We start from the raw sequence: 24,507 nt of genomic DNA, 5'->3' as shown, positions 1-24,507 counted from the left end.
GGAGTAAACTTCGACCTTGAATTGTGAAAAAATTTGAAACAAAATTACGTTATACAAACCGATTCATGAACAACGAGCGGCGCTTTATGAAGCTAGAAGCACAACCAAATTTCGCAAGACTTGCTAAAATTTATAAAGAAGAAACGAAACGATTAGTAATTTTCTGCGGCGCCGGGTCCTCAAGGGAAGCAGGCCTACCGAATTGGGATGAATTAGTAGATCAGCTATTGGAATCTTACTTATCACTAGCTGCAAACACGGCGGTAAGTGAAAAATTGGCGGATGAGATAAGTAATACTGTTAAATATATACCAGATAACTGGTCAAAAATTTCATACTTAAAAAACCAGATGGGCGCTCAATTTGAAATTGAGGCGAGACGTATACTAACTCCGAAATCAATTAATTGCCCTACATTTTTTGAACACGTGTGGCATTTAAACCCACATGCATTGCTTTCTTTCAATCTTGACGGCTTCGCGGCCAATTCTTACGCTAAAAGAAAAACGGGGATTGTTCCCAACCATCTTTTGGGCGTCGACGCTCCCTTATCAAGATTGGCTCTGGGTGACAGTAGGCCACTGATCGTTGATTTACATGGGCAAATTGACAACCCTAGATCATGGATTCTCGCGCGAGAGGAGCGAGACACTCTTCTGGCCCAGCACGGCTACGCCGAGTTTCTGAAAAGCATGTTCAGCCATAATTTAGTTATATTTTATGGTGTTGGGCTAAAAGACCTGACGGTATCTGGGCAGCTCGGTTATCTGCATCAAACAGGATTCGTCACAGGCGATTATTTCCTTATCAAAAGGAAGCCGGACGATGAAGACATGGAGCTGGCTAAAAATCTCCCCGTCAGCATTGTTTACACCGGGGACGATAAAACTTGGGAAGCAGGCTTTATTCATTTAGTTTCGGAACTCAATAAAGGTTCTTCTGCCGATTCAATTGCCTATCCAGTTGTATCGAGCGTAAATATCAGCGGGTCTATTCCTTCTCCTATAGAGATATTAAAGCTTGACCCCGATCAAATACGATCGCATCTGGCATCAACTACCAAGAATTTTTACAAGAATGACGCCTTTGACTACGAGTCTTACTCTGAATTTTGCAAACGCTACGATACCGCAATACATATATCAACTCGCGTTAATCCAAATGATGCTGAACAGAAGTGGCTGGGAAATAGAATTTCGAGCGAGCTAGGTAAAGGTAATTTTGGCAAAGTTTACCAAGCCTTTACACCAGATGAAAAATCCATAGCAATTAAAGTGGCACATATGGAAGTGCGGGATGACCCCGCTATGCTGAATAGCTTCAGAAGAGGTGTTCAATCCATGCGGATACTTAGCGACAGCGGAATTCGCGGCGTGGTCAGACTACTAGATGCTTCCGAGCTCCCCCCCAGCATAACCATGGAGTACATTGAAGGAATAGACCTTCAGAAATACATTAATGAATACAGCCATTCAAATTTGAGATCAAAATTAGAAATATGCCTATGGATCTGCGACATACTATTTGAATGTCATTCTCATGAAAAGATAATACTACATAGAGATCTTAGACCAAGCAATATAATGATATCAGGCCCATATTGGGAACGCGTTGAAAAGGACAATATAATAATTCTGGACTTTGATTTGTCCTGGTTCAAAGGCGCCGATGGCGCGGAATTCTACATGAATGCATCTCAAGCGTTGGGATTTCTGGCGCCAGAGCAACTAAATATGAAGTCTAATTTTAGCAATAGAAGCGCACTAGTTGATGTCTATGGCGTAGGAATGCTTCTCTATTTTATAGTTTCTGGGGAAACTCCACTCGCTAATGCCTCAACTCGGATTGATTGGGAGCAACGAGTTAGTCAATCTAGCTCCCAGCTTTTTACGAAAGATTGGAAATCATCAAAGTATCTTTTCTCGCAGTTAGTTTTGGCGGCGACTAACGAAAATCAAAAGATTAGACCTCAGCTCCCGGACTTTAAGGAGCGACTAGAAACACTGATTGATGTGTTTGGTGAGAAATATCCATTTGACTGCGATTCGTGCATCATCGAATTCCTGTGCAGACTCGCGGCTGGCGGAGCCTCAATCGATTATGATGCAGCCGCCAGACGTGGAACGCACATTACCGGAGCTGGTACGCGTGTTGATCTCATTACTAATGGTTCAACCATAACATGCAGCATTTCCCATACCGTAGGCGAAAGTGCCAATCGACATAACAGGCCAAAAGCTTTAACTGAGGCTTTGTTTAAAGCAAAAAGCAAGATCGAAACCTTTGCTAAGGTAGATGAAAAGTTTACTTCCGTTGTAAAAGGCGGTAGCCATCTAAAATTTATAATTACTCCACCAAGTGACATAAGGAAATTTAATACGATGTTTTCGGGCATAGACTTTGCGGTCGTAGAGATATCGAAGGACTGATTAATGGAAATTACATATGTAACATTTTCACGTAGATATAAATTATGAATGTATTCGATGTAAAAATAATTTTTATTTTGGCACAATGTTGAATGAATTTCTATGGAGTTGTAAAAAAGAGAGCCAACGACGTACAAATCTCAATGAACTAACCTCCCCGTCCATCCCCGCCCCCATCCCCCATGCCATAATCCTTGTCGTCCCGCCACGGATACACTGCCAGCCGTGGCAGCGAGGCGGGGCCGGCGCCGGGTTTGGGGGAAGGACGGAAGTCCCCACAGCCGGGGTCCAGGCGAAATTTCCCCTCCGCAGGCTGTTGCTGCTGCGGGCGTGCGATGCACAGAGGGCCGATCAGGCCGTAGTGGAAAAAGTGACTGGGCAAAAACCGCCGAACGGGGCGCTGGCGAGAGCCACTTTCCCATTCCCCAACGAGGCTCTCGCGAGCGCCGCGTCCGATTGCCGGCCATCCGCCGGCGGACGGACGATACCCCGAGGCCCGAAGGCGGCCGGAGGACAGGAATGAGGCATGACACGGACCGCCGCGGTCGCGTGACCGCATCGTCACGTCCAGCAGATTGGAGAGCCCCATGATGTACAACGTCGACCCGAAGAACCGCGAGCAGGCGAAACTGCCGGCCCGCATCATGGAGGTCCTGCTGCCGGTCGCGCACTGCCACCGGCCCGCCTGCCGCCGGCTTGGCCGCTGCTGCAGCGAAACGCCCCTTGCACCGCCGTGCCTGGCAAGGCTCGACGCCCCCAGGCGGAAATTCTACGATCGTCTGCTGGAGACATGCGTGCGCTACGAGCAGTGCAAGCTCGACATCATCTCCGACACCGGCAAGGCGCTGTCCAATGCCTGTCTGGTGCTGATCTTCGAGCTTGTCCGCCGCGTCCAGCCGCGCGGCCACTGGCTGCATGCGGCCCTGCCAAGGTGGTATCGCATCCACGGCGACCGGGCCCCGCACCTGCCGGACCTGCCGGCGGCCATGGAGGCATGGAAACGGGTTGGACGGTGACGTGCCCCTATTCCGCCGCTTGCTCCAGCAGATCCAGCTCATAGGAATAGCCTTCGAGCATCACATAGGCCTGCTCTGTCGCCTCGATCTGCGCCTCGGCCGTGCGGATGGCGTCGGCGATGGATTGGGAGCGGGTGCGCAGCATCGAACCGAGGATATCGGCGGACGGGCGGCGGCCCAGCCGATCGATATGCTGGCGCACACGGGCGCGGTGCCGCTCCAGTTCGAGAATGTGGAACCGGCTCTTGACGATATCGTCGGACAATTTGCGGCGCATCGCGGCGACCGGGTCGAAGCTGCCGGGCTCGCGCTCGTCGAGGATGAAGTCGTTGACCAGCGTTTCGAGCCGCAAGATGCCCTGCAGGTCGCGCGGGTCGGCGAGCTGCGGGTCGTAGCCGGTATTGTCGTAGACCTTGCGGCGCACGGGATCCTTCAAGAGGTCGTAGCAGGCCTGCAGCCGGCCGAAGGCCTCGGTATCGCCGCCGCTGTCGGGATGGGCGGTCTTGGCGGTCTTGCGCCAGGCCGCCTTGATCGCCTGCTCGTCTGCGTCGCGCCCGACACCGAGCGTTTCATAGGGATCGATCACAACCTACCTCATTCCAGCATTCCGAACACCCGACGTAACGCCTTGCCGGGCCGGCATCAACCCCGACGCGGCGATGCCCACCGCTCCCTTTTCCGTCATGGTCGGGACCAAATTGTGGTCAGATCGGGATGGTGGGCGAAATCCCCGGATATGCGCCAAAGCACGGGCTTGGTGCAGAATGAAACAGTATCGACGGCTGGTTGAATGAGCAGGATTAAACGCTTGCTATTTTCTTTTTTTGCTGCAAATATTTCGGCGTTCGGGCGTTTTCAATCCCGGAGACTGGACTGGCTGTATGGTCCCGGAGACATCCGGGCGTGTCGCTCAAACGGCACTGTAGACGTTCTTTCCCCGTTATCGTGACTTCACCGACTGGCTTTCCGAAATAAAGACACAACCGGAAAGAAAAAAGCGTCTCCACCCTGGCAGGGGTGAGGACACATCATTTGAGGGAAAAAAGGACTTCTCCCATGGCCACCAAGGGCACCGTAAAATTCTTCAACCAGGACAAGGGTTTTGGTTTCATCACGCCGGAAGGCGGCGCCAAGGACGTTTTCGTCCACATCTCCGCGCTGCAGGCCGCTGGTCTCCAGACCCTGAAGGACGGCCAGCAGGTCACCTTCGACACCGAGCCGGATCGCATGGGCAAGGGCCCGAAGGCCGTCAACATCCAGGCCGACTAAGCCTCGATCTGATCGCCTCGCGATATCGATTTCAACGGCGTCCCTCGGGGCGCCGTTTTTTTCTGGGGCAAGATCATCCCCGCAGCGGAAAACCATGGGATGATTATCGGGTGACAAAGATCGGGGCCGCCCGGTTTTATTCCGCCGCCTGCTTTGCTTCCGCAGCGGTAAAGATCGCCTCGAAGGCGGCGGCGATCACCTCGGGTCCGGCCCCCGCCCGCGTCGCATCGGTCGACAGGATCTGACGAAAACGGCGGGCGCCCGGCCAGCCCTGGAACAGCCCGACCATGTGCCGGGTGACATGAATGAGCCGGCCGCCGGAAGCGATATGGCCGGCCGAATAGACCATCATCGCGTCGCGAACACCGGCCCAGAAGTCCAGCGACTGCCGGTGGCCGTTGGCGGTAAAGGCCTCGGCAGTCTGGTCGATCGGGCCGGCCCCCGTCAGCGGATGCGGAAAAAATCCGTCCACTTCCGTCAGCATGGCGCTATCATGATAGGTGGCCCGGCCAAGCATGACCCCATCAAGCGGCGCATCCTGGTTCAGTTCGTCAAGGGCCTGATTCAAAGTGCCAAGACCGCCGTTGATACCGATGAAAAGGTTCGGGTTTTCGGCTTTCAACCGGTGAACCAAGGCATAATCCAGCGGCGGAATATCCCGGTTCTCCTTCGGCGACAGTCCCTGCAACCAGGCCTTTCGCGCATGAACCCAGACGGCATCCGTGCCGGCCTCGACCACGCGGGAAACGAGATCGCGCAATGCCAGCTCCGGATCCTGGTCATCGACGCCAATCCGACACTTCACCGTCACCGGGATCGAAACCTTCGCCTTCATCGCCGCAACGCATTCGGCCACCACCGCCGGCTCGCGCATCAGGCAGGCGCCGAACGTGCCGGACTGCACCCGGTCCGACGGACAGCCGACATTCATGTTGATCTCGGCATAGCCGAATTCTTCGCCGATCCGGGCCGCTTCCGCCATCTTCGCGGGATCATTGCCGCCCAGCTGCAGCGCCACCGGATGTTCGGCATCATCAAACCCCAAGAGCCGCTGCCGGTCACCGCGCAGGATCGCCTCTGCCACGATCATCTCCGTGTAGAGCAGCGCATGTTTCGAAAGCGTTCGGGCGAAGAACCGATAATGACGGTCCGTCCAGTCGATCATCGGGGCGACCGCGAAGACCGGCGCATGAAAATACCGGCTGTCGCGCCGTGTTGTTTCGGATGGGATCGTCATATCGCTGGTCTCGGATTGTTGCGCTCGACAAACGCGGCATCAAGCCGGCTTCGCGCCGATATACAGCGCGCACGAGAGAAAAGCGAGTGGCCGAAAACAGGGGCCCTGCGACCATCATTGTGACGGTTGCGGCAGGAGTTACAACTGTAGCGACTGCTGCGGGGCATATCGCGAAAAACATGTCCCCGCGCCGCACGCCAGTTTCCCCGCCGCACATATATGGCCTATAGTGACCGTCAACATACCACCGCAGGCAAGGTGGCTGTCAGATTGTGCGGCCCATGCTTAATGGGCTTGAAGCTTTGCTTCCTTTGCGGCCGAAATGAAAACTTCCCTTGCCTCCTCGGCCGATTTTCGTCCGTCGAGCGCTGCGCGGCAGAAGCTGCGTGCGGCGACGTAACGAGGGCCGCGAAGGTCGGGCCAAGTATCCATGAGGCAGATGAGAGCGTCGAACGGGCCCTGGACCATCTGAGATCCCTGGTGGGCGAAACCAACTTCGACGGGGTTTGTCCATTTTGTATTTGGCATGAGCGTCTCCTCCGATTGTCTTGCCACTACAAACACAGGATAGTCGATTTGGTTCCCGCTGGGCAGTCCCATCAGACGAAAAAAGCCTGCCGCGGGAGGAGGTGCGGCAGGCTTCCGAAGATGATCCACGGTCGGGAGGAGGGTGACCGCCGATCGATCGCAGTTTTCCGGGAGGAGGTGAATCACTGCGATATTTCAAATATAATGCTGCGCCGCATCATCTTCAACAGAAATTTGACGCAACGCAACATTCACCAGTAACTTCGTCGTGTCGGCGCCGATGCGCTACCGATCATATATCCGGCGACAAAAGCCGCGGCGCCGAAAACCAGCAGGAGCGTGCCGGTAGCTGAAGGATGATCCTGCGCGGTTTGTACCACGGCACCCGCTTCGTCGCGGACATAGCCCGCCGCCTGCTTTGCCTTGGCTGTCATACCGCTGTTTTCGTCGAGTTCGCCGGTAAACCCGGTTCGCAGATTCTTGATATTCGCCATCATGCGCTCCTGTGTTCCGCAATTTGAAACGCGCCGAACACAGGAATGTTCCGGGCAAAGCAGAAGATATGCCCTTCCGATGGGCACGTGCTCGCAAAGCAACTATGTACTGCATGGTCAAGACCGTCGATCCCGCATCATCGCGATATGAATCCAAGCATTTGCCGAGAATTATTGTTGCACTTCCTTCATGTGTGGCTCAGTATTCATTGAGGTGCCTCATAAAAACCAATTTCGGAGTAGTTACTAAGGCTCAGAATCAAAAAAACGAAAGACGGGAGTGGAAAACATGGTTGAGGAAAATCTGTACCGCATCGTTGAAGTGAGCCTGAAGCGCGGAGCCGATCGCCGCGACGTCGGCATCATGACGGTCCGCCAGGCTCTGGAATTGCCAGATGTCCCCAGCTTGGAATATACACATCCCGAACGCAATTCCCGCACGGGCGGCCGGTTCCTCACGCGCGATCAGCTACAGGCTTACGTCTGCAGCTAACGCATCGACTGCCAAAGACAGCCTTCCGGCATTCGCAATCGAGTGCCCGCTCCCGCCGCAGATTGTACCATTCTTTCGTCCGCCCCCGTCAATCCGGCCTGGCCTCACCCAGTTTCGACATTGACGATATCCTTTTGAAGATGGGCATAGAGGCGCGCGGCGCGAAGAGTTCTTGCTGCCGATCCCCACATATCCATGACATGCTATTCTGCTGCATCCGCTTTATGCCGATTGCGGTCGTGACCATTCGTACGAGAGAAGGAAAGCCATGCCGCGATACGCCCTCGGTTCCCATCGCCCCGAAACGCCCGCCGAAGGCAGCTACTGGATAGCGCCCGATGCGCACGTGATCGGTCATGTGACGTTGGGCGAGGATGTCGGCGTCTGGTTCGGCGCGGTGCTGCGTGGTGACAACGAGCCGATCAGGATCGGCGATCGCTCCAATATCCAGGAAGGCGTCGTCATCCATGTCGATCCCGGCTTTCCAGTGACGATCGGCGAAGGCTGCACGATCGGCCATCGCGCCATCGTGCACGGCTGCACTATCGGCGACAATTCGCTGATCGGCATGGGGGCAACGATTCTCAACGGCGCCGTGATCGGCAATAATTGCCTGGTCGGCGCCAATGCTCTGGTAACGGAAGGAAAGGTCTTTCCGGACAATTCGCTGATCGTCGGTGCGCCGGCAAAAGCCGTCCGCCAACTGGACGAAACCGCTATCGCCGGCCTTAAAAAATCCGCGGACAACTATGTGCGCAAGTGGCAGTTGTTTGCCACCACGCTTTCGGTCATCGACTGAGCGAGTTCACAGTTTCAATCGCTTCAACCGCAGCGCATTGGCGATAACCGAGACCGAGGAGAGGCTCATGGCCGCCGCCGCCAGCATCGGCGAAAGCAGGTGTCCGGTGATGGGATAAAGCAGCCCCGCACCGACTGGCACGCCGATGGCGTTATAGCCAAAGGCGAACATCAGGTTCTGGCGAATGTTCGACAGTGTTGCCTTCGACAGGGCGCGCGCCCGGACAATGCCGGAGAGATCGCCCTTCAGGAGGGTAATGCCGGCGCTTTCCAGCGCGACGTCGGCGCCGGTGCCCATGGCAATGCCGACATCGGCACCCGCCAGTGCCGGCGCGTCGTTGATGCCGTCGCCCGCCATGGCAACCACCCTGCCCTCGGCCTTCAAACGCTCGACCAGTGTCCTCTTGTATTCCGGCAGTTGATCGGCGGCGACCTCATCGATTCCCAGCGCCTTTGCCACCGCCTGTGCTGTAACGGCATTGTCGCCCGTCGCCATGATGATTCGGACACCTTCGGCCCGCAACGCACGGATGGCCTCGACCGCGTTCAGCTTGATCTGATCGGCCAGCGCCAGCAATCCGGCGGGCTGACCGTTGACAGCGATGTACAGCACCGTATGGCCGTTCTGGCGCAAACTCTCTGCATGATGGGAAAAGACAGTGATATCGACTGCGGCATCGGCCATCATCGCGGAATTGCCGGCCAGCACCGTCTGCCCTTCCACCTGGCCGGAGACACCCTTGCCGTTGATCGCGTTGAATTTGGTGACATCCGAAAGCGCCACGTCGCGTGCTTCCGCTCCCGCGACGATCGCTTCGGCCAGCGGATGTTCTGATGCCCTTTCGAGCGACGCGGCGAGCATCAGCAACCGGTTCTCCGGGAAGGAAGGGTGCACGAGCACTTTGGTCAGACGTGGCTTGCCTTCGGTCAGTGTTCCGGTCTTGTCGACGATCAGCGTATCCACGGCGGCAAGACGTTCAAGCGCCGCGGCCTCGCGGACCAGCACGCCCGACTGCGCACCCCTGCCCGTCGCCGTCATGATTGAAATCGGCGTCGCCAGACCCAGTGCGCAGGGGCAGGCAATGATCAGCACGGAAACGGCGGCCACCAGCCCGTAGATGAAGGATGGTTCCGGGCCAAGGATAAGCCAGGCGGCGAAGGCAAGTGCCGCGATGGCAACCACTGTCGGCACGAACCAGCCCGATACCCGGTCGGCCAGTTTCTGGATCGGCGCACGCGACCGCTGGGCAGATGCGACCATCTCGACGATCTGCGACAAGACACTATCGCTGCCGACTTTTTCCGCGCGCACCACCAGAGTGCCGTTGCGATTGATGGTGCCGCCGGTCACCGTGGCGCCCGCAGCCTTCTCGACGGGCAGAGGTTCGCCGGTGATCAGGCTTTCGTCGATGCTGGAGCGGCCTTCGGTGACGACACCATCGACCGGAACAGCCTCGCCGGGACGCACGCGCACATGGTCGCCGGACAGGATGTTTTCGAGCGGCACATCCTGCTCGGTGCGATCAGGCTGGATGCGACGCGCCGTCTTTGGCGAAAGGTCCATCAGCGCGCGGATCGCGTCGCCGGTTCGTTCGCGAGCCCGCAGTTCGAGGATTTGGCCGACGAAGACAAGAGCGACGATGACGGTCGCCGCTTCGAAATAGACGGCGACATCCCCCTGATGCCCACCGAGTTCCATGGGAAAGAGGCTCGGGAACAGCGTCGCGACGACGCTGTAGAGATAGGCTGCCCCGACGCCGAGCATGATCAGCGTCCACATGTTGTAATGGCCGGTGCGGACCGAGACCCAGCCGCGCTCGAAGAACGGCTTGGCGGCCCAGAGCACGACCGGAGTGGCGAGGATCAATTCGATATAGGACGACAGGCGACCACCAATCCAGTCGCGGATCGGCAGGCCAAGCATCGGCCCCATGGAAAGGACAACCAGTGGCAAGGCGCAGGCGAGGCTCACCCAGAAGCGCCAGATGAAATCGATCAGTTCATGGTTCGGCCCGTCAACCGGAGTGCCCATCGGCTCCAGCGCCATGCCGCAGATCGGGCAGGCTCCGGGTGCATCGCGGACAATTTCGGGATCCATCGGGCACGTATACTGCGTGACTTTCCTGGCGACCTTCGGCTTGTTCTTCGCATGGCCGGACAGGAAGAACCAGGGATCCGCGCCGAAACGGCCATGACAGCGCTGGCTGCAGAAGTGATAGGTCGTGCCGTGATAGTCGAGGCTGGGTTTTCCGGCATTCAGCCTGACGGTCATGCCGCAGACCGGGTCGATTGCTGTGTCGGCCATGTCATCCGTGTGGTGCGTTTCATCGTGCCCATGCGCATGGGCGGAGAACAGGAAATCGGCAATCGAATCGTGATTGTTCACGGATGAACCTCGACAGGCTGAGATGAAACGAGACTTTGATCGTTGGCCGCGCTTGCTATGCGCAGGTGCAGTTCTGGCAATGGCCGCGAATCTCGATCGTCGTCTTCTCGGTCTTGAAATGCCGGCTGCCGGCGAGAACGGAAAGCCGCTCCTCCATGGCTGTATCGTGCATCTCCGTGACCATGCCGCAATCCTCGCAGATGGCAAAAGCCGTCACGCCGTGATCATGGTGATGGTGATCCGGATGGGTGCAGGCCACGAAGGAGTTCATGCTTTCCAGCCGATGGATGAGACCGAATTCCAACAGCTTGTCGAGCGCCCGGTACACCTGCAACGGCGCGCGAAACCCGTGATCGCGCAGCTTGTCGAGGATCGTATAGGCGCTGAGGGGACCTTCGGCATGAGTCAGCGTGTCAAACACCAGCGATTGGTTCTTGGTTAGTTGCTGCGCCATCAGTGGTGTCCCCCATGCGTTGAATGTATGGCCGTCTCGGTCTCCACATTGCGCCGGAACGGCAGAAGGCTGAGCACGAACAGCCCCATCGCGGCGACCACGATCGACGGACCCGACGGCGTATCGAAATGCAGCGACCCGAACAGCCCGCCGGTGACGGCCAGCGCGCCGATCACCGAGGCGAGCACGGCCATGATCTCCGGCGAGGTCGCGAAACGCCGCGCCGTGGCGGCCGGGATGATCAGCAGCGAGGTGATGAGCAGGATGCCGACGATCTTCATGGCAATGGCGATCACCAGCGCCATCAACAGCATGAAATAGAGCCGCGCCCGCTCCGGCCGCAGGCCTTCGGCCTCCGCGAGTTCCGGATTGACGGTCGAGGCCAGCAACGGTCGCCACAGATAGACGATCGCCGCCAGTACCAGGATGCCGCCGCCCCAGACGAGATCGATGTCGGCCTCGGACACCGCCAGAATATCGCCGAACAGGAAACCGACGAGATCGATCCGCACCCAGGTCATGAAGGCGACCATGACGAGGCCGATCGACAAGGCCGAATGGGAGAGGATTCCGAGCAATGCATCCGTCGATAGCGCGCCGCGTTTTTGCAGGAGCAGCAGCAGAAGCGAGACGGAAGCCGCGACGATGAAGACTGCGAGCATCAGGTTAAGATCGAACAGCAGCGACAGAGCCACGCCCAGCAGGGCGGAGTGCGCCATCGTATCGCCGAAATAGGCCATGCGACGCCAGATGACGAAGCAGCCGAGCGGGCCCACAGTGATGGCAAGACCGATGCCGGCGATGAGCGCGCGGGTGAAGAAATCGTCAAACACGGCCCTGCTCCTTGTTCAGATCCGGCTTCTTGTCGTCGAAGCCGTGCAGGCGGCTCTTGAAGCCGCAGCCGCAATTGGGACCATGGACGTGATCGTGCACATGATCGTGGTCGGCATCACCATGATGGTGGCCGTCGCCGGGATGGCAGTGTTCGGTAATAGTGCCATCAGTGTGCAGCACCCGGCCATCCGGTAGATGGGTGTGATCGTGGTCGTGGCTGTAGACGGCGAGGGTCTGGGCGGCACGGCTTCCGAACAGCCGCAGATATTCCGGACTGCGGCTCACCATTTGCGGCGTGCCGCGACAGCAGACATGACCGTTCAGGCAAATCACCGTATCGGTCTCGGCCATGACCACGTGAAGATCGTGCGAAATCAGCAGAATGCCGCAGCCGGTCTGATTGCGGATCGACTTGATCAGATCATAGAGCGCGATCTCGCCGGAAAAATCGACTCCCTGCACCGGTTCATCGAGAACGAGGAGATCGGGTTTGCGGGCAACGGCGCGGGCGAGCAGCGCCCGCTGGAATTCGCCGCCGGACAGGTGTTGCACCTCGGCCCGGGCAAGATGGGAAATGCCGGTCGAATGCAGCGCCTCTTCGATTTCACGCCCCTTCAATGGCCCGGTCAGGGTCATCAGGCGCTCTACCGTCAGCGGCAATGTCCAGTCGATCGAGAGTTTTTGAGGAACATAGCCGACCTTCAGGCCCGGCTTCTTCTCGACCCAACCCTCGTCGGGCTTCATCACGCCGATCGCGGCCTTGGCTGTGGTCGATTTGCCCGAGCCGTTCGGGCCAATCAGCGTGACGATCTCGCCGCGGCGGATCGAAAACTCGACGCCGCGCACCAGCCAGCGGCCGTTGCGCCGCACTCCGGCGTTGCTCAGCGTGACCAGTGGCGTCTGGGAAGTCCTGGAAAAATTCAGCATCGAAAAAATCCGAATGAGGTGTTGCCAGCCGCTATGCCACACGTTATAGCATAACGCAATTGATGTAATAACATTACATTGATTTACAAGACAGGAGTTCCCGCATGAGCCTGAAAAAATCCCTTCTCCTTACATCCTCCCTTTTCCTTGCCCCCTTCCAGCTTCTGACCGCCGGCACCGTCCATGCCGAAGTACCGAACGTGGTGGTGTCGATCAAGCCGATCCACTCGCTGGTCGCCTCGATCATGCAGGGCGTGGGCGAGCCGTCACTGATCGTCGAAGGGGCCGCCTCCCCACACACGTACAGCATGAAGCCGTCGAATGCATCGGCGCTCGAAAATGCCAAGATCGTCTTCTGGGTCGGCCACGGCTTGGAAGCCTTTCTGGAAAAGCCACTGGAAACGCTCGGCAACGGCGCCACCATCGTCGAACTCGACGACGCCCCGGGCCTTGAAAAACTGAAGTTCCGCGAAGGCGGCGCGTTCGAGGCGCATGACGACGGGGACGAGCATGAGGCCGGCGCGGAGCACGCCCATTCCGGCGAGGAAGCCCATCATCACGACGAGGGCGAATATGACATGCACCTCTGGCTGGACCCTGCCAATGCCAAGGCAATGGCCGCCGAAATCGAAAAAACGCTGGCCGAGGCCGATCCCGCCAATGCCGCAGCCTACAAGACCAATCGCGACGCGCTGAATGCCCGCCTCGACACGCTCGACAAGACGATTGCAGAGACGATCGCGCCGATCAAGGACAAGCCCTTCATCGTCTTCCACGACGCTTACCAGTATTTCGAACATCGCTATCACGTGAAGGTGGCGGGCTCGATCACCGTCAGCCCGGAAACCCTCCCCGGCGCGCAACGCCTGTCGGATATCCATGCCAAGATCGTCGATCTGGGTGCGACCTGCGTCTTCGCCGAACCGCAATTCGAGCCCAAGCTGGTCAACGTGGTGCTCGAAGGCACACCGGCGAAATCCGGCACACTGGATCCGGAAGCCGCCACGCTCGAGGCCGGGCCGAATCTCTATTTCCAGATGATGGAATCGATCGGCGCATCGCTTAAGTCCTGCCTGTCATCGGGCAGCTGAGTGATCTCCGCGAAAGGCGGCCCACGCCGCCTTTCGCTTCTTTGGACAGTGCGCTTAGCGCGTCGCCAGATTGACGATGACGCCGGTGGCGACGCTGATCAGCAGGAAGTCGTTGTCGACACGAACCCATCTTTGTCCGCGCGGCGGGGCGCGCAGCTTGTATCGGCGATAATCATTGACCGCGGCGATATGGCGGCGCTCGGCCGGTGACAGGCGATGCCCCCGCGCCCAGCGCTTCTTCACGACGACATGCTTTTCGACAACCTTCTTGTTGCCGTGCCGATAGACCTTCTTTTCGACATGACGCTCCTTCATCTGAGCGACTTCGAACGGCTTTGCCGGCTGCGCGAAAGCCATCGGCGTAGCCAGGAAGGAACTGGCGACCAGTGCAATCAACAGACGTTTCATTGGGTGTCCTTTCGTTTTTGACACCCTGAAACTACCGCCCCAAAGATGAACGGAAACTGAAATCAAGAATTACAAAATTGTAATGATATCAGTTAATTATGAGAAATACCTGATAAACGACTTCGTTATTCAACCACCGATATCCAGAACCTCATAGCTGAAACGATCAAAATCGGCGACCTGAACCCGGCCGGATGTGTCGAAGGCGAAGACACCCGCAAAGGCGCCGGTGAACGAACCGTGCTCGCCCCGTCCGCCCTCGTCGGAGACGACACCGGCGTCCAGCACCGGGCCGAGCTCGCGCCATGCGCGATAGCCATCGGCATGCCAGAAGAACCGTAGATCGTTGCCGCGGATTTCCATTGCCAGATGCACCCGACCGACGGGAACGGCAACGCCGCTTTCCACCGGGAAAGTCATGCGGCTATGCGGGAAATCACCGTTGCAGGAAAAGATCGTCACGACACGGCCGAGCGTTTCGTGCAGCGTTACCGCCACCGCATGGAACTTGTGGCGGTTGTAATAGTGGGTCAATCCGGCAGCCTGCTGATAGGTGTCCGGCTCGAACTCGACGACGGTTTCCACCCGGAAGGCATGATGCTCCTGCCGGCGCGCCACCAATGCCTGCTCGAACCAGCTGCCGATGCTTTCGCGCCCAAACAGCCGCAGGAATCCAGGCCGATCAGCCAGTGAGAATATCCGCTCTGGAACGGGCGTTCGCAGCCACTGGAACTCCATCGGCAAATCAGGCCCGTCGAACTCGGTCTGGATCTTCGCCGGCTTGTCGACAGCCTCGGCTTCACCGGGAGCTGCCACATCGACGGCGGGAACAACGCCGCCCTGTTCGAGATAGAGCCAGTCGTCGTCACGCCAGACGCATTTTTGCAGCGCCGTCTCGCGGCCGAGCGTACAGCGCCGTTGCGGCGCCAGCGGCCGGCCGGTCAGATGGGTGTGATAGGCCTGCCCATCCGGCGTTTCGACATATTGGCCGTGCCCTGCCCGCTGCAAGACGGCGCCTGGGTGATCCTTGGAGGTGATCAGATGCGTCTTTGGATGCATTTCATACGGCCCCTCGATCGTGCGGGATCGGGCCATGGTGACGACATGGTCATAGCCGGTTCCGCCTTCGGCCGTGGTCAGGTAATACCAGCCGTTGCGCTTGAAGAGATGCGGCCCTTCCACCAGCCCTTGTGTGCTGCCGGCGAAGATATTGCGGATTGGGCCAACAAGCGACTTCGTCGCCGGGTCCCATTCCTGCAGCAGGATGCCGTCGAAGGCAGGCGATTTCGGCGCACCGCCGAAGCTTTCGGTGCGGTGGTTCCACTGCATGTTGAGGAACCACTTGCGGCCATCATCATCATGAAACAGCGACGGATCGAAGCCGGAGGAATTGACGTAGATCGGCTCCGACCATTCGCCTTCGATGATCGGCGAGGTGACGATGTAATTATGGGCGTCCTTGAAATTGCCGTCGAAGCGCTTGACGTCGGTATAGACCAGAAAGAACTGCCCGTCGGCATAGGACAGGCATGGCGCCCAGACACCGCAACTATCGGGATTGCCGCGCATGTCGAGCTGGCTTGCCCGCTCCAGCGGCCGGCGTACCAGGGTCCAGTTCACCAGATCGCGCGAATGGTGGATCTGCACGCCCGGATACCATTCGAAGGTGGAGGTGGCGATGTAGTAATCGTCACCGACACGACAGATGGACGGGTCCGGATTGAAACCAGGCAAGATGGGATTGCGGATCATCGCGGTCATGACGAACGTACCTCACGGATTCTTGAGCGCGTATCCAAGCCTGAAAGGCAACGCCATTTCAACCCCATCCCGGAAACAATTCCGGTGGGGAATAAACGACTCACCGGATCAAGTGTCTTCGACCGCGCGAACGGTGCCGGACGATTTCTGCCTAACCTTTGAGCACTTCCCGTAACCCCTATGCGACTTTGGTATGACGTCGCCAGACTATGCGGGAAAATGACCGGCCAGACTTGAATCGAGGCTTGAAATCGGCACTGTGGCTATGCTTGAGCAATAAAAATCAAAACCAGCTTGGCGGGGAGGAAACACGTATGACCGCACTGCTCGGTATCAGCAGGCTCATCGACCGTGTCACGGAAATCATCGGCAAATCAGTCTCATGGCTGATCCTGGTGGCCGTGCTGGTCAGCGCCGGCAATGCCATTATCCGCAAAATGTTCAACATGTCATCGAACGCCTGGCTCGAGGCGCAGTGGTATCTGTTCGGCGCGGCCTTCATGGGCGCCGCAGCCTATACGCTGAGCCAGAACGAACACATCCGCATCGACGTGGTCTATGGCAAATTTTCGCGCCGCACCCAGCACTGGATCGACCTGTTCGGCCATGTCTTCTTCCTGATGCCGTTCGTGCTGCTGATGACCTACTATCTCGTGCCGTATGTGCTGATGTCGGTCCGCTCGCAGGAAGGCTCGTCCAGCGCCGGCGGTCTGATCGTTTGGCCGGCCAAGGCAGTCCTGCTGTTCGGCTTCATCCTGCTCCTGTTGCAGGGCATTTCGGAGATCATCAAGAAGGTCGCCATCATGCGCGGCGATATGGAAGATCCGACACCCTACATACCGACCCATGCGCCGCTCGACGAAGCGGTCAGCCCGGAGGTGCGCCCATGATCGAGTTCATCGCGGTCAACCTCGCACCGATCATGTTCGTCTCATTGATCGTTTTCCTGCTCCTGGGGTACCCGGTTGCGTTCTCACTGGCAGCCAACGGCCTCCTGTTCTTCATCATCGGTGTGGAACTCGCCCCCCTGTCCGCCGGCTCCATCAATCTCTCCTGGCCGCTGCTCAATGCACTGCCGGAACGGTTCTGGGGGGTGATGTCGAACGACACGCTGCTCGCCATCCCGTTCTTTACCTTCATGGGGATCGTGCTGGAACGATCCGGAATGGCGGAAGACCTGCTGGATACGATTGGCCAGTTGTTCGGCCCGGTTCGCGGCGGCCTTGCCTACGCTGTCATCTTCGTCGGTGCATTGCTTGCCGCGACCACCGGTGTCGTCGCCGCCTCCGTCATCGCCATGGGCCTGATCTCGCTGCCGATCATGCTGCGCTACGGTTACGACCGGCGCGTTGCATCCGGGGTCATCGCCGCGTCCGGAACCCTTGCCCAGATCATCCCGCCATCGCTGGTGCTGATCGTGCTTGCCGACCAGTTGGGCCGCTCCGTCGGCGACATGTATGCCGGCGCGCTCATTCCGGGTCTGGTCCTCACCAGCCTCTATATGGGCTATATCCTGCTGATGACATTCGTCCGGCGCGACTCCATGCCGGCCCTGCCGCTTGAGGCCCGCACGCTCGGATCCGGTGTCACGTCGCTCATCATCGCCCTGATCGTGGCCGGTGCCATTGCCTATGCCGCGCATGTCTATCTGTCGCCGACACATGGCGAGAATGCCGATATTCTCGGCGCAACTGTCGGCGTTGCCTTCATCTATGTCGTCGCGCTCGCCGACCGGACCATGAAGATCAATGCGATGTCCAGGCTTGCCCAGCAGGTCATCATCGTGCTGATCCCGCCCCTGGCGCTGATCTTCCTCGTTCTCGGCACGATCTTCCTCGGCATCGCCACGCCGACGGAAGGCGGCGCCATGGGCGCTGTCGGCGCGTTGGTCATGGCGGCCGCCAAGGGCCGGCTGACCATGGACGTAGTCCGCTCGGCCCTGACGGCAACCACGCGGCTCTCGGCCTTTGTTATCTTCATCCTGATCGGTGCCCGCGTTTTTTCGCTGACCTTCTATGGCGTTAATGGTCACCTGTGGGTCGAGCACCTTCTTGTTGCCATGCCGGGTGGCGAAACGGGCTTCCTGATCACGGTGAACCTGCTCGTCTTCTTCCTGGCATTTTTCCTCGATTTCTTCGAGCTTGCCTTCATCATCGTGCCGCTTCTTGCGCCGGCCGCCGACAAGCTGGGGATCGACCTGATCTGGTTCGGCGTCTTGCTCGGCATCAACATGCAGACGAGCTTCATGCATCCGCCTTTCGGCTTCGCGCTGTTCTATCTGCGCTCCGTCGCAGCCAAGGTCCCCTATCTCGACAGGATCACCGGCAAGCGCATCGAGCCTGTGACAACAGGGCAGATCTATTGGGGTGCGGTGCCGTTTGTCTGTATCCAGGTCATCATGGTCGGACTGACCATCGCGTTCCCGCAGATGGTCATGCACTACAAGGGCGACGCGGCGGTGGTGGATCCGAACACGATCAAGATCGAGGTTCCAGGTTTCGGCGCAGGCGGTGGTGGCCTGACACTACCGGACAATGGTGGCGGCTTGGGGCTGCCGGGTGGCTTGCAGCTTCCGGGCGGCAATCCTCTCGATGGCCAGAAACCGGCCGACCAGAACGGCGCTGGAGGGCAGCAGAAGCCCGCCAACGACCTCAGCGCGCCGCCGTCGTTCAACTGACAATCAAAGGGCCGGTTTTCGAACCGGCCTCAGACTGCTGACAAACCCGTCGATTTTTCTCGGCGGGTTTTCTTGTTTGTGGAGTGCGCGCTCAGGTAGTGTTTGTGCGGCCGGGTAGTGTTATCCGAAGCGGGCCATGGCCTTATCCCCAGGCGGGCTTTGAAGCCTTGGTCATTGCGGTTGCGATCTTTTTGATGTTCTGCGCGGCGGCGGCGAGAAGGCATTGCCATCTGACTTTGATCAGGCCGCGGAAGCGTGCATAACGATGGCCGTGAAGCTGTTTGGCGTCGGCAAAGGAGCGCTCGACCGTCTCCTTTCGCCGCTTGTAAATCGCCTTGCCCCAAGGCGTCTTGCGATGAGCGTCTGTTCGCTCGCGGGCATCTTGCCAGACATGGCGGGTGATGGTGCGCTCTGCTTTGGCGTTAGAGGTGCAGGAGGCAAGCAGCGGGCAGTCACGGCAGAGGGCGGGGTCGGAGCCGTAATGCTTGTAGCCGGTGCGGTCGGTGGTGGCATAGGTCAGCAACTGGCCCTGAGGGCAGCGATAGCCGTCCGTCTCGGGCTCGTAGACGAACTTCGACTTGCGCATCATCCCGGCCTTGGGCGGTGTCGGGTTGCGATAGCCGGTCACTCCGAGGATGTCTCTGTCCTCCAGTCCCTTGGCGATGCCCGACGTGGCATAGCCCGCGTCGAGCCCCACCGCACCGACGTTGAAGTCGAAGCGCGCGCGCTGCCGGTCGAGGCGTTCGAGGTAGACGATGCTGTCATGCACATTGGCAGGTGTCACATGGGTGTCGGTGATGATGGCATGGCGGCCATCCACCGTGCGATGATCCAAGTAAAAGAAGCCCTTGGGCTTGCCGTCGCGCACCATATAGCCGCTGTCCGAGTCGGTGCGGCTGACCTTGGTTTCCTTCACCATAGGCTCGCGCTCTTTTTCCTTCAACGGCTTCTGGCCATGGGCGGCGCGCTCCGCCTCGATTGCCCGGTCGAGATCGGTCCAGTAGTCGGCGCGTGACTTGGCAATCATCTCCAAGTCGTACTTGCCCTTGTTGGCATTGGCCTTCAGATGCGTCGAATCCGTGTACAGCACCGTGCCATCGACCAGGCCGTGCCGGATCGCCTGCTCGACGATCGCATCGAAGATATCCTGCGCCACGTCGGTATCCTTGAAGCGACGGCGGCGGTTCTGCGACAGCGTCGAGGCATCAAAGACCGGGTCGGTCAGCTTCATCCGCAAGAACCACCGATAGGCGACGTTGACTTCGATCTCGCGCACCAACTGCCGCTCCGAGCGTATCCCGAACAGGTAGCCGATGAACAGCGCCTTGAACATGCAGGTCGGATCGAGGGCCGGCCGGCCGTTGTCGGCGCAGTAGTGCCCGGCAACGCGGTCATGGATGAAGGAGAAGTCGATCACCGCATCGATCTTGCGAAGCAGATGATCCTTTGGCACCAGCTCATCGAGCGTCACCATCTCGAGAGCCGTCTGTTCGGGAGCAGGTTTCTTCAACATGTCCCACTGAATCACAAACCCCTGGCTGTGGCCAGAGGTTTGTCAGCAGTCTGGGGCCGGTTTTCGAACCGGCCTTTTTTGTTATCGACTCGTGGGTAGACGTTTATCGGTCATCCCGTCAGCGAAAACCGCAAAATGGCTTCTCGACAATCCAGCCAGCCACTTTCCGTCATCCTCGGGCTTGTGGCGGGGATCCAGTGCGTTCAAGTCCTTGAACGCGAAAGACTCTTTTCACGGCGCGGACGCGCCGTGGCTGGATTCCTGTGACAAGCACAGGAATGACGGAGGTTGTTTATATCGCCGTGTTCTCCATTACGGCTCAATGTTGAAAACGACGGTGTGTGCGGTGTGGTCTGCCCTTCGAGGCGAGCAAAGAAAACCCCGGAGCATTAAAAACTCCGGGGTTCTTTATTCAGGCTATGTGATCCGGTGAGGCTTACAGCTTGCCGCCGCGCTGTTGGATCATCATGAACGTGTCGTAATTGTATTCGGCGATCTGCGCATTGAGGTAATACTCGCCACGGAAAGCCTTGATCGAGTCCCAGATCTTCTTGAAGGTCGGGTTCGACGCTTCCATTTCGGCGTAGACCTCGTTGGACTTGTCGAAGCAGGCCGAAAGAATCTCAGGGCTGAACGGGCTGAGCTTGGCGCCGGCGCCGACGAGACGCTTGATGGCGGCCGGATTCAGGTAGTCGTATTTCTGCAGCATGTTGGCGTCCGCCGCCTGGCAGGCGGTGCGCAAAAGCGACTGGTAATTCTTCGGCAGACCGTCGAAGGCAGCCTTGTTGAACATGGCATGGACCGTCGGTCCGCCTTCCCACCAACCCGGATAGTAGTAGTATGGCGCAACCTTGTAGAAGCCGAGCTTCTCGTCGTCATAAGGACCAACCCATTCGGCCGCGTCGATCGTACCCTTTTCCAGCGACGGATAGATATCGCCGCCGGCGATCTGCTGCGGCACGACGCCGAGCTTCTCGACGACCTTGCCGGCGAAACCCCCGATGCGCATTTTCAGCCCCGACAGGTCCGCGACGGTCTTGATCTCCTTGCGGAACCAGCCACCCATCTGCACGCCGGTATTGCCGCTGGGATAACCGACAAGGCCCTGGGTCGCCAGGAACTCGTTGAACATGTCGATGCCGCCGCCGTGATAGTGCCACGCGTTCATGCCGCGCGCATTGAGCGCGAACGGGACCGCGGCACCCAGCGCCCAGACCGGGTCCTTGCCCCAGTAATAATAGGATACCGTGTGGCAGGCCTCGACCGTGCCGGCCGCTGCCGCGTCAGCGGCCTGCAGGCCCGGGACGATTTCGCCGGCGGCAAAGACCTGGATCTGAAAATTGCCGTCGGTCGCTTCCGACAGGTATTTCGATAGGACTTCAGCCCCACCATAGATGGTGTCGAGGGACTTCGGGAACGACGATGCCAGACGCCAGGTGACCTTCGGGCTGGTCTGCGCAATGGCGGGCGCTGCAAGCGTGGTTGCGGCAGCGGCACCAATGCCCCCGAGACCCGCGCGTTTGATGAATAGACGACGATCCATGCTTTCCTCCTTAAAAACATCTGGCGATACCGCGATTGTCGCCGCAGCATCTCCTCCCATCCGGCACCTTACACGCTCACCTTGCCTTGTCCAGCCATGCGGCAGATCGAAATCTTCGACTTTTGTCTAAGGCGTGGGGCAGTTGAAATTTTGCTTAAACCTTAGGCAAATCAATAGGCTGGGTGAAAACGCCACGCTGAATGGGCTATCCACCCAGCGGAATCGACCCATGGGCGGGGAATGATCTGCCGGGCGTGAAAAGGCCCGCCAGGTTTCGATACACGCAACGGTGCCATGAGAAATCCATGGGCCGCCATCGGTGACGACGGCCCATGAAAACAGGATCAGTCGCGTTCGGCGGAGGATGCCCACAGATTGATGTCGGCTTCCCTGGCGTAGACATCAATCTCGGCCAGCTCTTCTGCCGTAAACGTGTCGTTTTTCAGCGCCGCAACACAATCGACGATCTGCGCCGAACGGCTGGCGCCGATCAGGGCCGAGGTGATGCGGCCGCCGCGCAGGACCCAGGCGATTGCCATCTGCGCCAGTGTCTGGCCGCGTCTTTCCGCGATCTCGTTGAGCTTGCGGATATTGTCGATGATCGACGGACGGATGAAATCCTTCTTCAGGAAATGATTCTGCGCCGCCCGGCTGTCGGTGGGAATACCGCCGAGATATTTCGTCGTCAGCATGCCCTGCGCCAGCGGCGAGAAGACGATCGAGCCGATGCCGAGTTCTTCCAGCGTATCGACGAGGCCGTCATCCTCGACCCAGCGGTTGAGCATCGAATAGCTCGGCTGGTGGATGATGCAGGGCGTGCCGAGACCCTTCAGGATCGCGGCGGCCTCGCGGGTGCGCTGCGAATTGTAGGAGGAGATACCGACATAGAGCGCCCTGCCCGAGCGAACGATATGATCGAGCGCGCCGCAAGTTTCCTCGAGTGGCGTGTCCGGATCGAAGCGGTGCGAATAGAAAATATCGACATAGTCGAGCCCCATGCGGGCGAGACTCTGGTCGCAGGACGCGATCAGATATTTGCGGCTGCCCCACTCGCCGTAGGGACCCGGCCACATGTCATAGCCGGCCTTGGACGAGATGATCAGTTCGTCGCGCAGGCCGGCAAAATCGGTGCGCATGATCTCGCCGAAGGCGGTTTCGGCGGAGCCCGGAGGTGGTCCGTAATTGTTGGCGAGGTCGAAATGGATAATGCCGAGGTCGAAGGCCGTGCGACACATGTCGAGCTTGCGCTCGTGCGGCGTGTCATGGCCGAAATTGTGCCAGAGACCAAGCGAGATCGCCGGCAGCTTCAGCCCGGTCTTGCCGCAGCGGTTGTATTTCATCGTCTCATAGCGGTTTTCCGCCGGTTGCCAGCTCATCGTCTCGTCCTGCCTGCGCTTGAAAAACGGAATTCCCGGAGCAGATATGCCCCGGGAATGACGTGGATTATCGGTATATTTTATTGTGATGACAGCGCAAGACTTTGCCGTCCCGCGCCGTCATTTTCCTCACCGCAGCAGAGCCTTGGCTTCCTCAATGCCGAGGGAAGCCGGCTGGGTGCAGGTCGTGGTCAGTTCGATGAATTGGCCGGTTTCACCGGACTTCAGGATCGAAACCATGACATCGACGCCGTGCAGCGCGCGTTCCAGCGAGCACCGGGCATCGCGGCCTTCGAGGATCGCAATCGCCATGTCGGCAAGGCCGGCCGTCCGGTAGTTCGCCATCGGACCCTGCTTGTGTTCCTGGTTGGGAACCGAGAACGGATGATCCCAGGTTTCGAGCGGCTGGATGTCCTTGTCGCGGCCGCTGGCCGAGACCGTGCCGCCGAAGAAGTTCGGATCCGGAACGAAGATCGAGCCTTCCGTGCCGTAAAGCTCCATATTGGCATGGTTGTGCGACCAGACGTCCCAGCTTGCCGACAGCGTGATGATCGCACCGTTCTGGAATTCGAGCAAAGCGTGGATGTTGGTCGGCGTCTCGACCGGGATAACCTCGCCGGCGCGCGGCTCGCTGGTGATGGTCCGGGTCGGGTTGGCCATGGAGGTGAGCGCCGCCACGCGCTTGACCGGGCCGATCAGGTTGACGAGATTGGCAATATAGTATGGGCCGAGATCAAGAATGGGGCCGCCGCCAGGCAGGAAGAAGAAGTCCGGATTCGGATGCCACATTTCCATGCCCGGGCTCATCACGTGGCAAGTGCCTGACGTGACGCGGCCGATCCGGCCTTCATCGATGTAATTGCGGGCGAGTTGATGCGCACCGCCGAGGAACGTGTCTGGCGCGCAGCCGACCTTGAGGTTTTTCGCCATCGCGATGCCGCGCAACTGCTCGCCCTGCTCCAGCGACAAGACCAGCGGCTTTTCGGAATAGACGTGCTTTCCGGCCTCGAGGATCATCTTGGAGACAGGGAAATGCGCATCCGGGATCGTCAGGTTGACGACGATGTCAACCTCGGGATTGGCGAGCAGTGCCTCGATACTCTGGGCCGTGACGCCATATTCGGAGGCCCGGACCTCGGCGGCGGCCGGATTGATATCCGCGCAGGCGACGACCTTGATGCCCTTGAACAGGGGGGAAAGCTTGAAATAGGTGGTGGAAATGTTGCCGCATCCGATGATGCCGACGCCGAGTTCCTTTATCATCACAGGTTCT

At 58.7% G+C, this 24,507-nt stretch carries 22 protein-coding genes; 8 read left to right on the top strand and 14 right to left on the bottom strand.

The window, feature by feature from the left end:
- Positions 1-23 precede the first annotated feature (23 nt).
- Both ACST81_RS11920 and ACST81_RS11915 read left to right on the top strand, forming a co-directional pair.
- Positions 24-2,429: a protein kinase domain-containing protein gene (locus ACST81_RS11920; protein WP_438747863.1), complete on the top strand. Its 2,406-nt coding sequence runs from the start codon at positions 24-26 to the stop codon at positions 2,427-2,429.
- 587 nt (positions 2,430-3,016) lie between these two features.
- On the top strand, positions 3,017-3,445 hold the full coding sequence (locus tag ACST81_RS11915; RefSeq protein WP_438747862.1) for a hypothetical protein: 429 nt from the start codon (positions 3,017-3,019) through the stop codon (positions 3,443-3,445).
- A 7-nt stretch (positions 3,446-3,452) separates the two neighbouring features.
- Here the strand turns inward: ACST81_RS11915 and ACST81_RS11910 are convergent, their stop codons facing one another.
- A complete protein-coding gene (locus ACST81_RS11910) occupies positions 3,453-4,031 on the bottom strand; it encodes a J domain-containing protein (protein WP_438747860.1) in 579 nt (192 codons plus the stop codon).
- Positions 4,032-4,501: 470 nt separating this feature from the next.
- Here ACST81_RS11910 and ACST81_RS11905 point away from each other — a divergent pair, with 470 nt between their 5' ends.
- Positions 4,502-4,714 (top strand): cold-shock protein, encoded by a 213-nt coding sequence (locus ACST81_RS11905; protein ID WP_037095903.1) that lies wholly within the window; start codon positions 4,502-4,504, stop codon positions 4,712-4,714.
- Positions 4,715-4,850: 136 nt separating this feature from the next.
- Here the strand turns inward: ACST81_RS11905 and dusA are convergent, their stop codons facing one another.
- The 3 genes from dusA to ACST81_RS11890 all read right to left on the bottom strand — a co-directional run bounded on the left by dusA (position 4,851) and on the right by ACST81_RS11890 (position 6,976).
- Entirely contained in the window at positions 4,851-5,951 is a 1,101-nt protein-coding gene (gene dusA, locus ACST81_RS11900) for a tRNA dihydrouridine(20/20a) synthase DusA (RefSeq protein WP_438747858.1), read from the bottom strand.
- A gap of 285 nt (positions 5,952-6,236) precedes the next feature.
- Positions 6,237-6,479, bottom strand: coding sequence for a DUF982 domain-containing protein (locus tag ACST81_RS11895; RefSeq protein ID WP_438747857.1), 243 nt, complete (start codon positions 6,477-6,479; stop codon positions 6,237-6,239).
- A gap of 251 nt (positions 6,480-6,730) precedes the next feature.
- Entirely contained in the window at positions 6,731-6,976 is a 246-nt protein-coding gene (locus tag ACST81_RS11890) for a hypothetical protein (RefSeq protein ID WP_438747855.1), read from the bottom strand.
- A gap of 286 nt (positions 6,977-7,262) precedes the next feature.
- On the opposite strand from ACST81_RS11890, the gene ACST81_RS11885 reads away from it, so the two are divergent.
- On the top strand, positions 7,263-7,466 hold the full coding sequence (locus tag ACST81_RS11885; RefSeq protein ID WP_438747853.1) for a hypothetical protein: 204 nt from the start codon (positions 7,263-7,265) through the stop codon (positions 7,464-7,466).
- A gap of 268 nt (positions 7,467-7,734) precedes the next feature.
- Positions 7,735-8,265: a gamma carbonic anhydrase family protein gene (locus ACST81_RS11880; protein ID WP_438747851.1), complete on the top strand. Its 531-nt coding sequence runs from the start codon at positions 7,735-7,737 to the stop codon at positions 8,263-8,265.
- A gap of 6 nt (positions 8,266-8,271) precedes the next feature.
- On the opposite strand, the gene ACST81_RS11875 is transcribed toward ACST81_RS11880, so the two are convergent.
- From ACST81_RS11875 to ACST81_RS11860, 4 genes are all read right to left on the bottom strand, one after another.
- A complete protein-coding gene (locus ACST81_RS11875) occupies positions 8,272-10,569 on the bottom strand; it encodes a heavy metal translocating P-type ATPase (protein WP_438753535.1) in 2,298 nt (765 codons plus the stop codon).
- A gap of 136 nt (positions 10,570-10,705) precedes the next feature.
- Positions 10,706-11,107, bottom strand: coding sequence for a Fur family transcriptional regulator (locus tag ACST81_RS11870; protein ID WP_438753533.1), 402 nt, complete (start codon positions 11,105-11,107; stop codon positions 10,706-10,708).
- Positions 11,104-11,937, bottom strand: a complete 834-nt coding sequence (gene znuB, locus ACST81_RS11865) for a zinc ABC transporter permease subunit ZnuB (protein WP_438747850.1) — start codon at positions 11,935-11,937, stop codon at positions 11,104-11,106. Before znuB ends, ACST81_RS11870 begins: the two co-directional genes overlap by 4 nt.
- Positions 11,930-12,865, bottom strand: a complete 936-nt coding sequence (locus tag ACST81_RS11860; protein ID WP_438747848.1) for an ATP-binding cassette domain-containing protein — start codon at positions 12,863-12,865, stop codon at positions 11,930-11,932. Before ACST81_RS11860 ends, znuB begins: the two co-directional genes overlap by 8 nt.
- Before the next feature lie 104 nt (positions 12,866-12,969).
- Between ACST81_RS11860 and ACST81_RS11855 the strand changes: the two genes are divergently transcribed.
- The gene (locus tag ACST81_RS11855) at positions 12,970-13,956 is read left to right on the top strand and encodes a zinc ABC transporter substrate-binding protein (RefSeq protein WP_438747846.1); all 987 of its coding nucleotides are present in this window, start codon (positions 12,970-12,972) and stop codon (positions 13,954-13,956) included.
- A gap of 54 nt (positions 13,957-14,010) precedes the next feature.
- Here ACST81_RS11855 and ACST81_RS11850 read toward each other — a convergent pair whose 3' ends face one another.
- Together ACST81_RS11850 and ACST81_RS11845 are read right to left on the bottom strand one after the other, a co-directional pair.
- Positions 14,011-14,364 (bottom strand): RcnB family protein, encoded by a 354-nt coding sequence (locus ACST81_RS11850; protein WP_438747844.1) that lies wholly within the window; start codon positions 14,362-14,364, stop codon positions 14,011-14,013.
- Between the two features lie 129 nt (positions 14,365-14,493).
- Positions 14,494-16,116 (bottom strand): glycoside hydrolase family 43 protein, encoded by a 1,623-nt coding sequence (locus ACST81_RS11845; protein ID WP_438753531.1) that lies wholly within the window; start codon positions 16,114-16,116, stop codon positions 14,494-14,496.
- Between the two features lie 323 nt (positions 16,117-16,439).
- On the opposite strand from ACST81_RS11845, the gene ACST81_RS11840 reads away from it, so the two are divergent.
- Both ACST81_RS11840 and ACST81_RS11835 read left to right on the top strand, forming a co-directional pair.
- Positions 16,440-17,015 (top strand): TRAP transporter small permease subunit, encoded by a 576-nt coding sequence (locus ACST81_RS11840; protein ID WP_438747843.1) that lies wholly within the window; start codon positions 16,440-16,442, stop codon positions 17,013-17,015.
- Positions 17,012-18,802 (top strand): TRAP transporter large permease, encoded by a 1,791-nt coding sequence (locus ACST81_RS11835; RefSeq protein ID WP_438747841.1) that lies wholly within the window; start codon positions 17,012-17,014, stop codon positions 18,800-18,802. Before ACST81_RS11840 ends, ACST81_RS11835 begins: the two co-directional genes overlap by 4 nt.
- A gap of 142 nt (positions 18,803-18,944) precedes the next feature.
- Here the strand turns inward: ACST81_RS11835 and ACST81_RS11830 are convergent, their stop codons facing one another.
- The 4 genes from ACST81_RS11830 to ACST81_RS11815 all read right to left on the bottom strand — a co-directional run bounded on the left by ACST81_RS11830 (position 18,945) and on the right by ACST81_RS11815 (position 24,497).
- Positions 18,945-20,315, bottom strand: coding sequence for an IS1182 family transposase (locus ACST81_RS11830; RefSeq protein ID WP_438747840.1), 1,371 nt, complete (start codon positions 20,313-20,315; stop codon positions 18,945-18,947).
- Between the two features lie 436 nt (positions 20,316-20,751).
- Positions 20,752-21,858 (bottom strand): TRAP transporter substrate-binding protein, encoded by a 1,107-nt coding sequence (locus ACST81_RS11825; protein ID WP_438747839.1) that lies wholly within the window; start codon positions 21,856-21,858, stop codon positions 20,752-20,754.
- Positions 21,859-22,202: 344 nt separating this feature from the next.
- Positions 22,203-23,234, bottom strand: a complete 1,032-nt coding sequence (mgrA, locus tag ACST81_RS11820) for an L-glyceraldehyde 3-phosphate reductase (protein ID WP_438747837.1) — start codon at positions 23,232-23,234, stop codon at positions 22,203-22,205.
- 129 nt (positions 23,235-23,363) lie between these two features.
- Complete coding sequence (locus tag ACST81_RS11815) at positions 23,364-24,497, bottom strand: Gfo/Idh/MocA family protein (protein ID WP_438747835.1); 1,134 nt, start codon at positions 24,495-24,497, stop codon at positions 23,364-23,366.
- Between the last annotated feature and the right edge of the window lie 10 nt (positions 24,498-24,507).

It is taken from the genome of Pararhizobium sp. O133 (genome assembly GCF_051669845.1).
In the GTDB taxonomy this organism is placed as follows: Bacteria; Pseudomonadota; Alphaproteobacteria; order Rhizobiales; family Rhizobiaceae; genus Pararhizobium.
This window is presented reverse-complemented; position numbering and strand designations above follow the sequence as displayed.

Excerpts from the sequence above, each read along its gene's own strand:
- ACST81_RS11895 (WP_438747857.1), bottom strand. The coding sequence starts at position 6,479 with ATGCCAAATACAAAATGGACAAACCCCGTCGAAGTTGGTTTCGCCCAC.
- ACST81_RS11885 (WP_438747853.1), top strand. The coding sequence starts at position 7,263 with ATGGTTGAGGAAAATCTGTACCGCATCGTTGAAGTGAGCCTGAAGCGC.
- ACST81_RS11905 (WP_037095903.1), top strand. The coding sequence starts at position 4,502 with ATGGCCACCAAGGGCACCGTAAAATTCTTCAACCAGGACAAGGGTTTT.
- dusA (WP_438747858.1), bottom strand. The coding sequence starts at position 5,951 with ATGACGATCCCATCCGAAACAACACGGCGCGACAGCCGGTATTTTCAT.
- ACST81_RS11845 (WP_438753531.1), bottom strand. The coding sequence starts at position 16,116 with ATGATCCGCAATCCCATCTTGCCTGGTTTCAATCCGGACCCGTCCATC.
- ACST81_RS11915 (WP_438747862.1), top strand. The coding sequence starts at position 3,017 with ATGATGTACAACGTCGACCCGAAGAACCGCGAGCAGGCGAAACTGCCG.
- ACST81_RS11880 (WP_438747851.1), top strand. The coding sequence starts at position 7,735 with ATGCCGCGATACGCCCTCGGTTCCCATCGCCCCGAAACGCCCGCCGAA.
- ACST81_RS11835 (WP_438747841.1), top strand. The coding sequence starts at position 17,012 with ATGATCGAGTTCATCGCGGTCAACCTCGCACCGATCATGTTCGTCTCA.
- ACST81_RS11875 (WP_438753535.1), bottom strand. The coding sequence starts at position 10,569 with ATGGCCGACACAGCAATCGACCCGGTCTGCGGCATGACCGTCAGGCTG.
- ACST81_RS11830 (WP_438747840.1), bottom strand. The coding sequence starts at position 20,315 with ATGTTGAAGAAACCTGCTCCCGAACAGACGGCTCTCGAGATGGTGACG.
- ACST81_RS11860 (WP_438747848.1), bottom strand. The coding sequence starts at position 12,865 with ATGCTGAATTTTTCCAGGACTTCCCAGACGCCACTGGTCACGCTGAGC.
- ACST81_RS11825 (WP_438747839.1), bottom strand. The coding sequence starts at position 21,858 with ATGGATCGTCGTCTATTCATCAAACGCGCGGGTCTCGGGGGCATTGGT.
- mgrA (WP_438747837.1), bottom strand. The coding sequence starts at position 23,234 with ATGAGCTGGCAACCGGCGGAAAACCGCTATGAGACGATGAAATACAAC.
- ACST81_RS11890 (WP_438747855.1), bottom strand. The coding sequence starts at position 6,976 with ATGATGGCGAATATCAAGAATCTGCGAACCGGGTTTACCGGCGAACTC.
- ACST81_RS11850 (WP_438747844.1), bottom strand. The coding sequence starts at position 14,364 with ATGAAACGTCTGTTGATTGCACTGGTCGCCAGTTCCTTCCTGGCTACG.
- ACST81_RS11840 (WP_438747843.1), top strand. The coding sequence starts at position 16,440 with ATGACCGCACTGCTCGGTATCAGCAGGCTCATCGACCGTGTCACGGAA.
- ACST81_RS11815 (WP_438747835.1), bottom strand. The coding sequence starts at position 24,497 with ATGATAAAGGAACTCGGCGTCGGCATCATCGGATGCGGCAACATTTCC.
- ACST81_RS11855 (WP_438747846.1), top strand. The coding sequence starts at position 12,970 with ATGAGCCTGAAAAAATCCCTTCTCCTTACATCCTCCCTTTTCCTTGCC.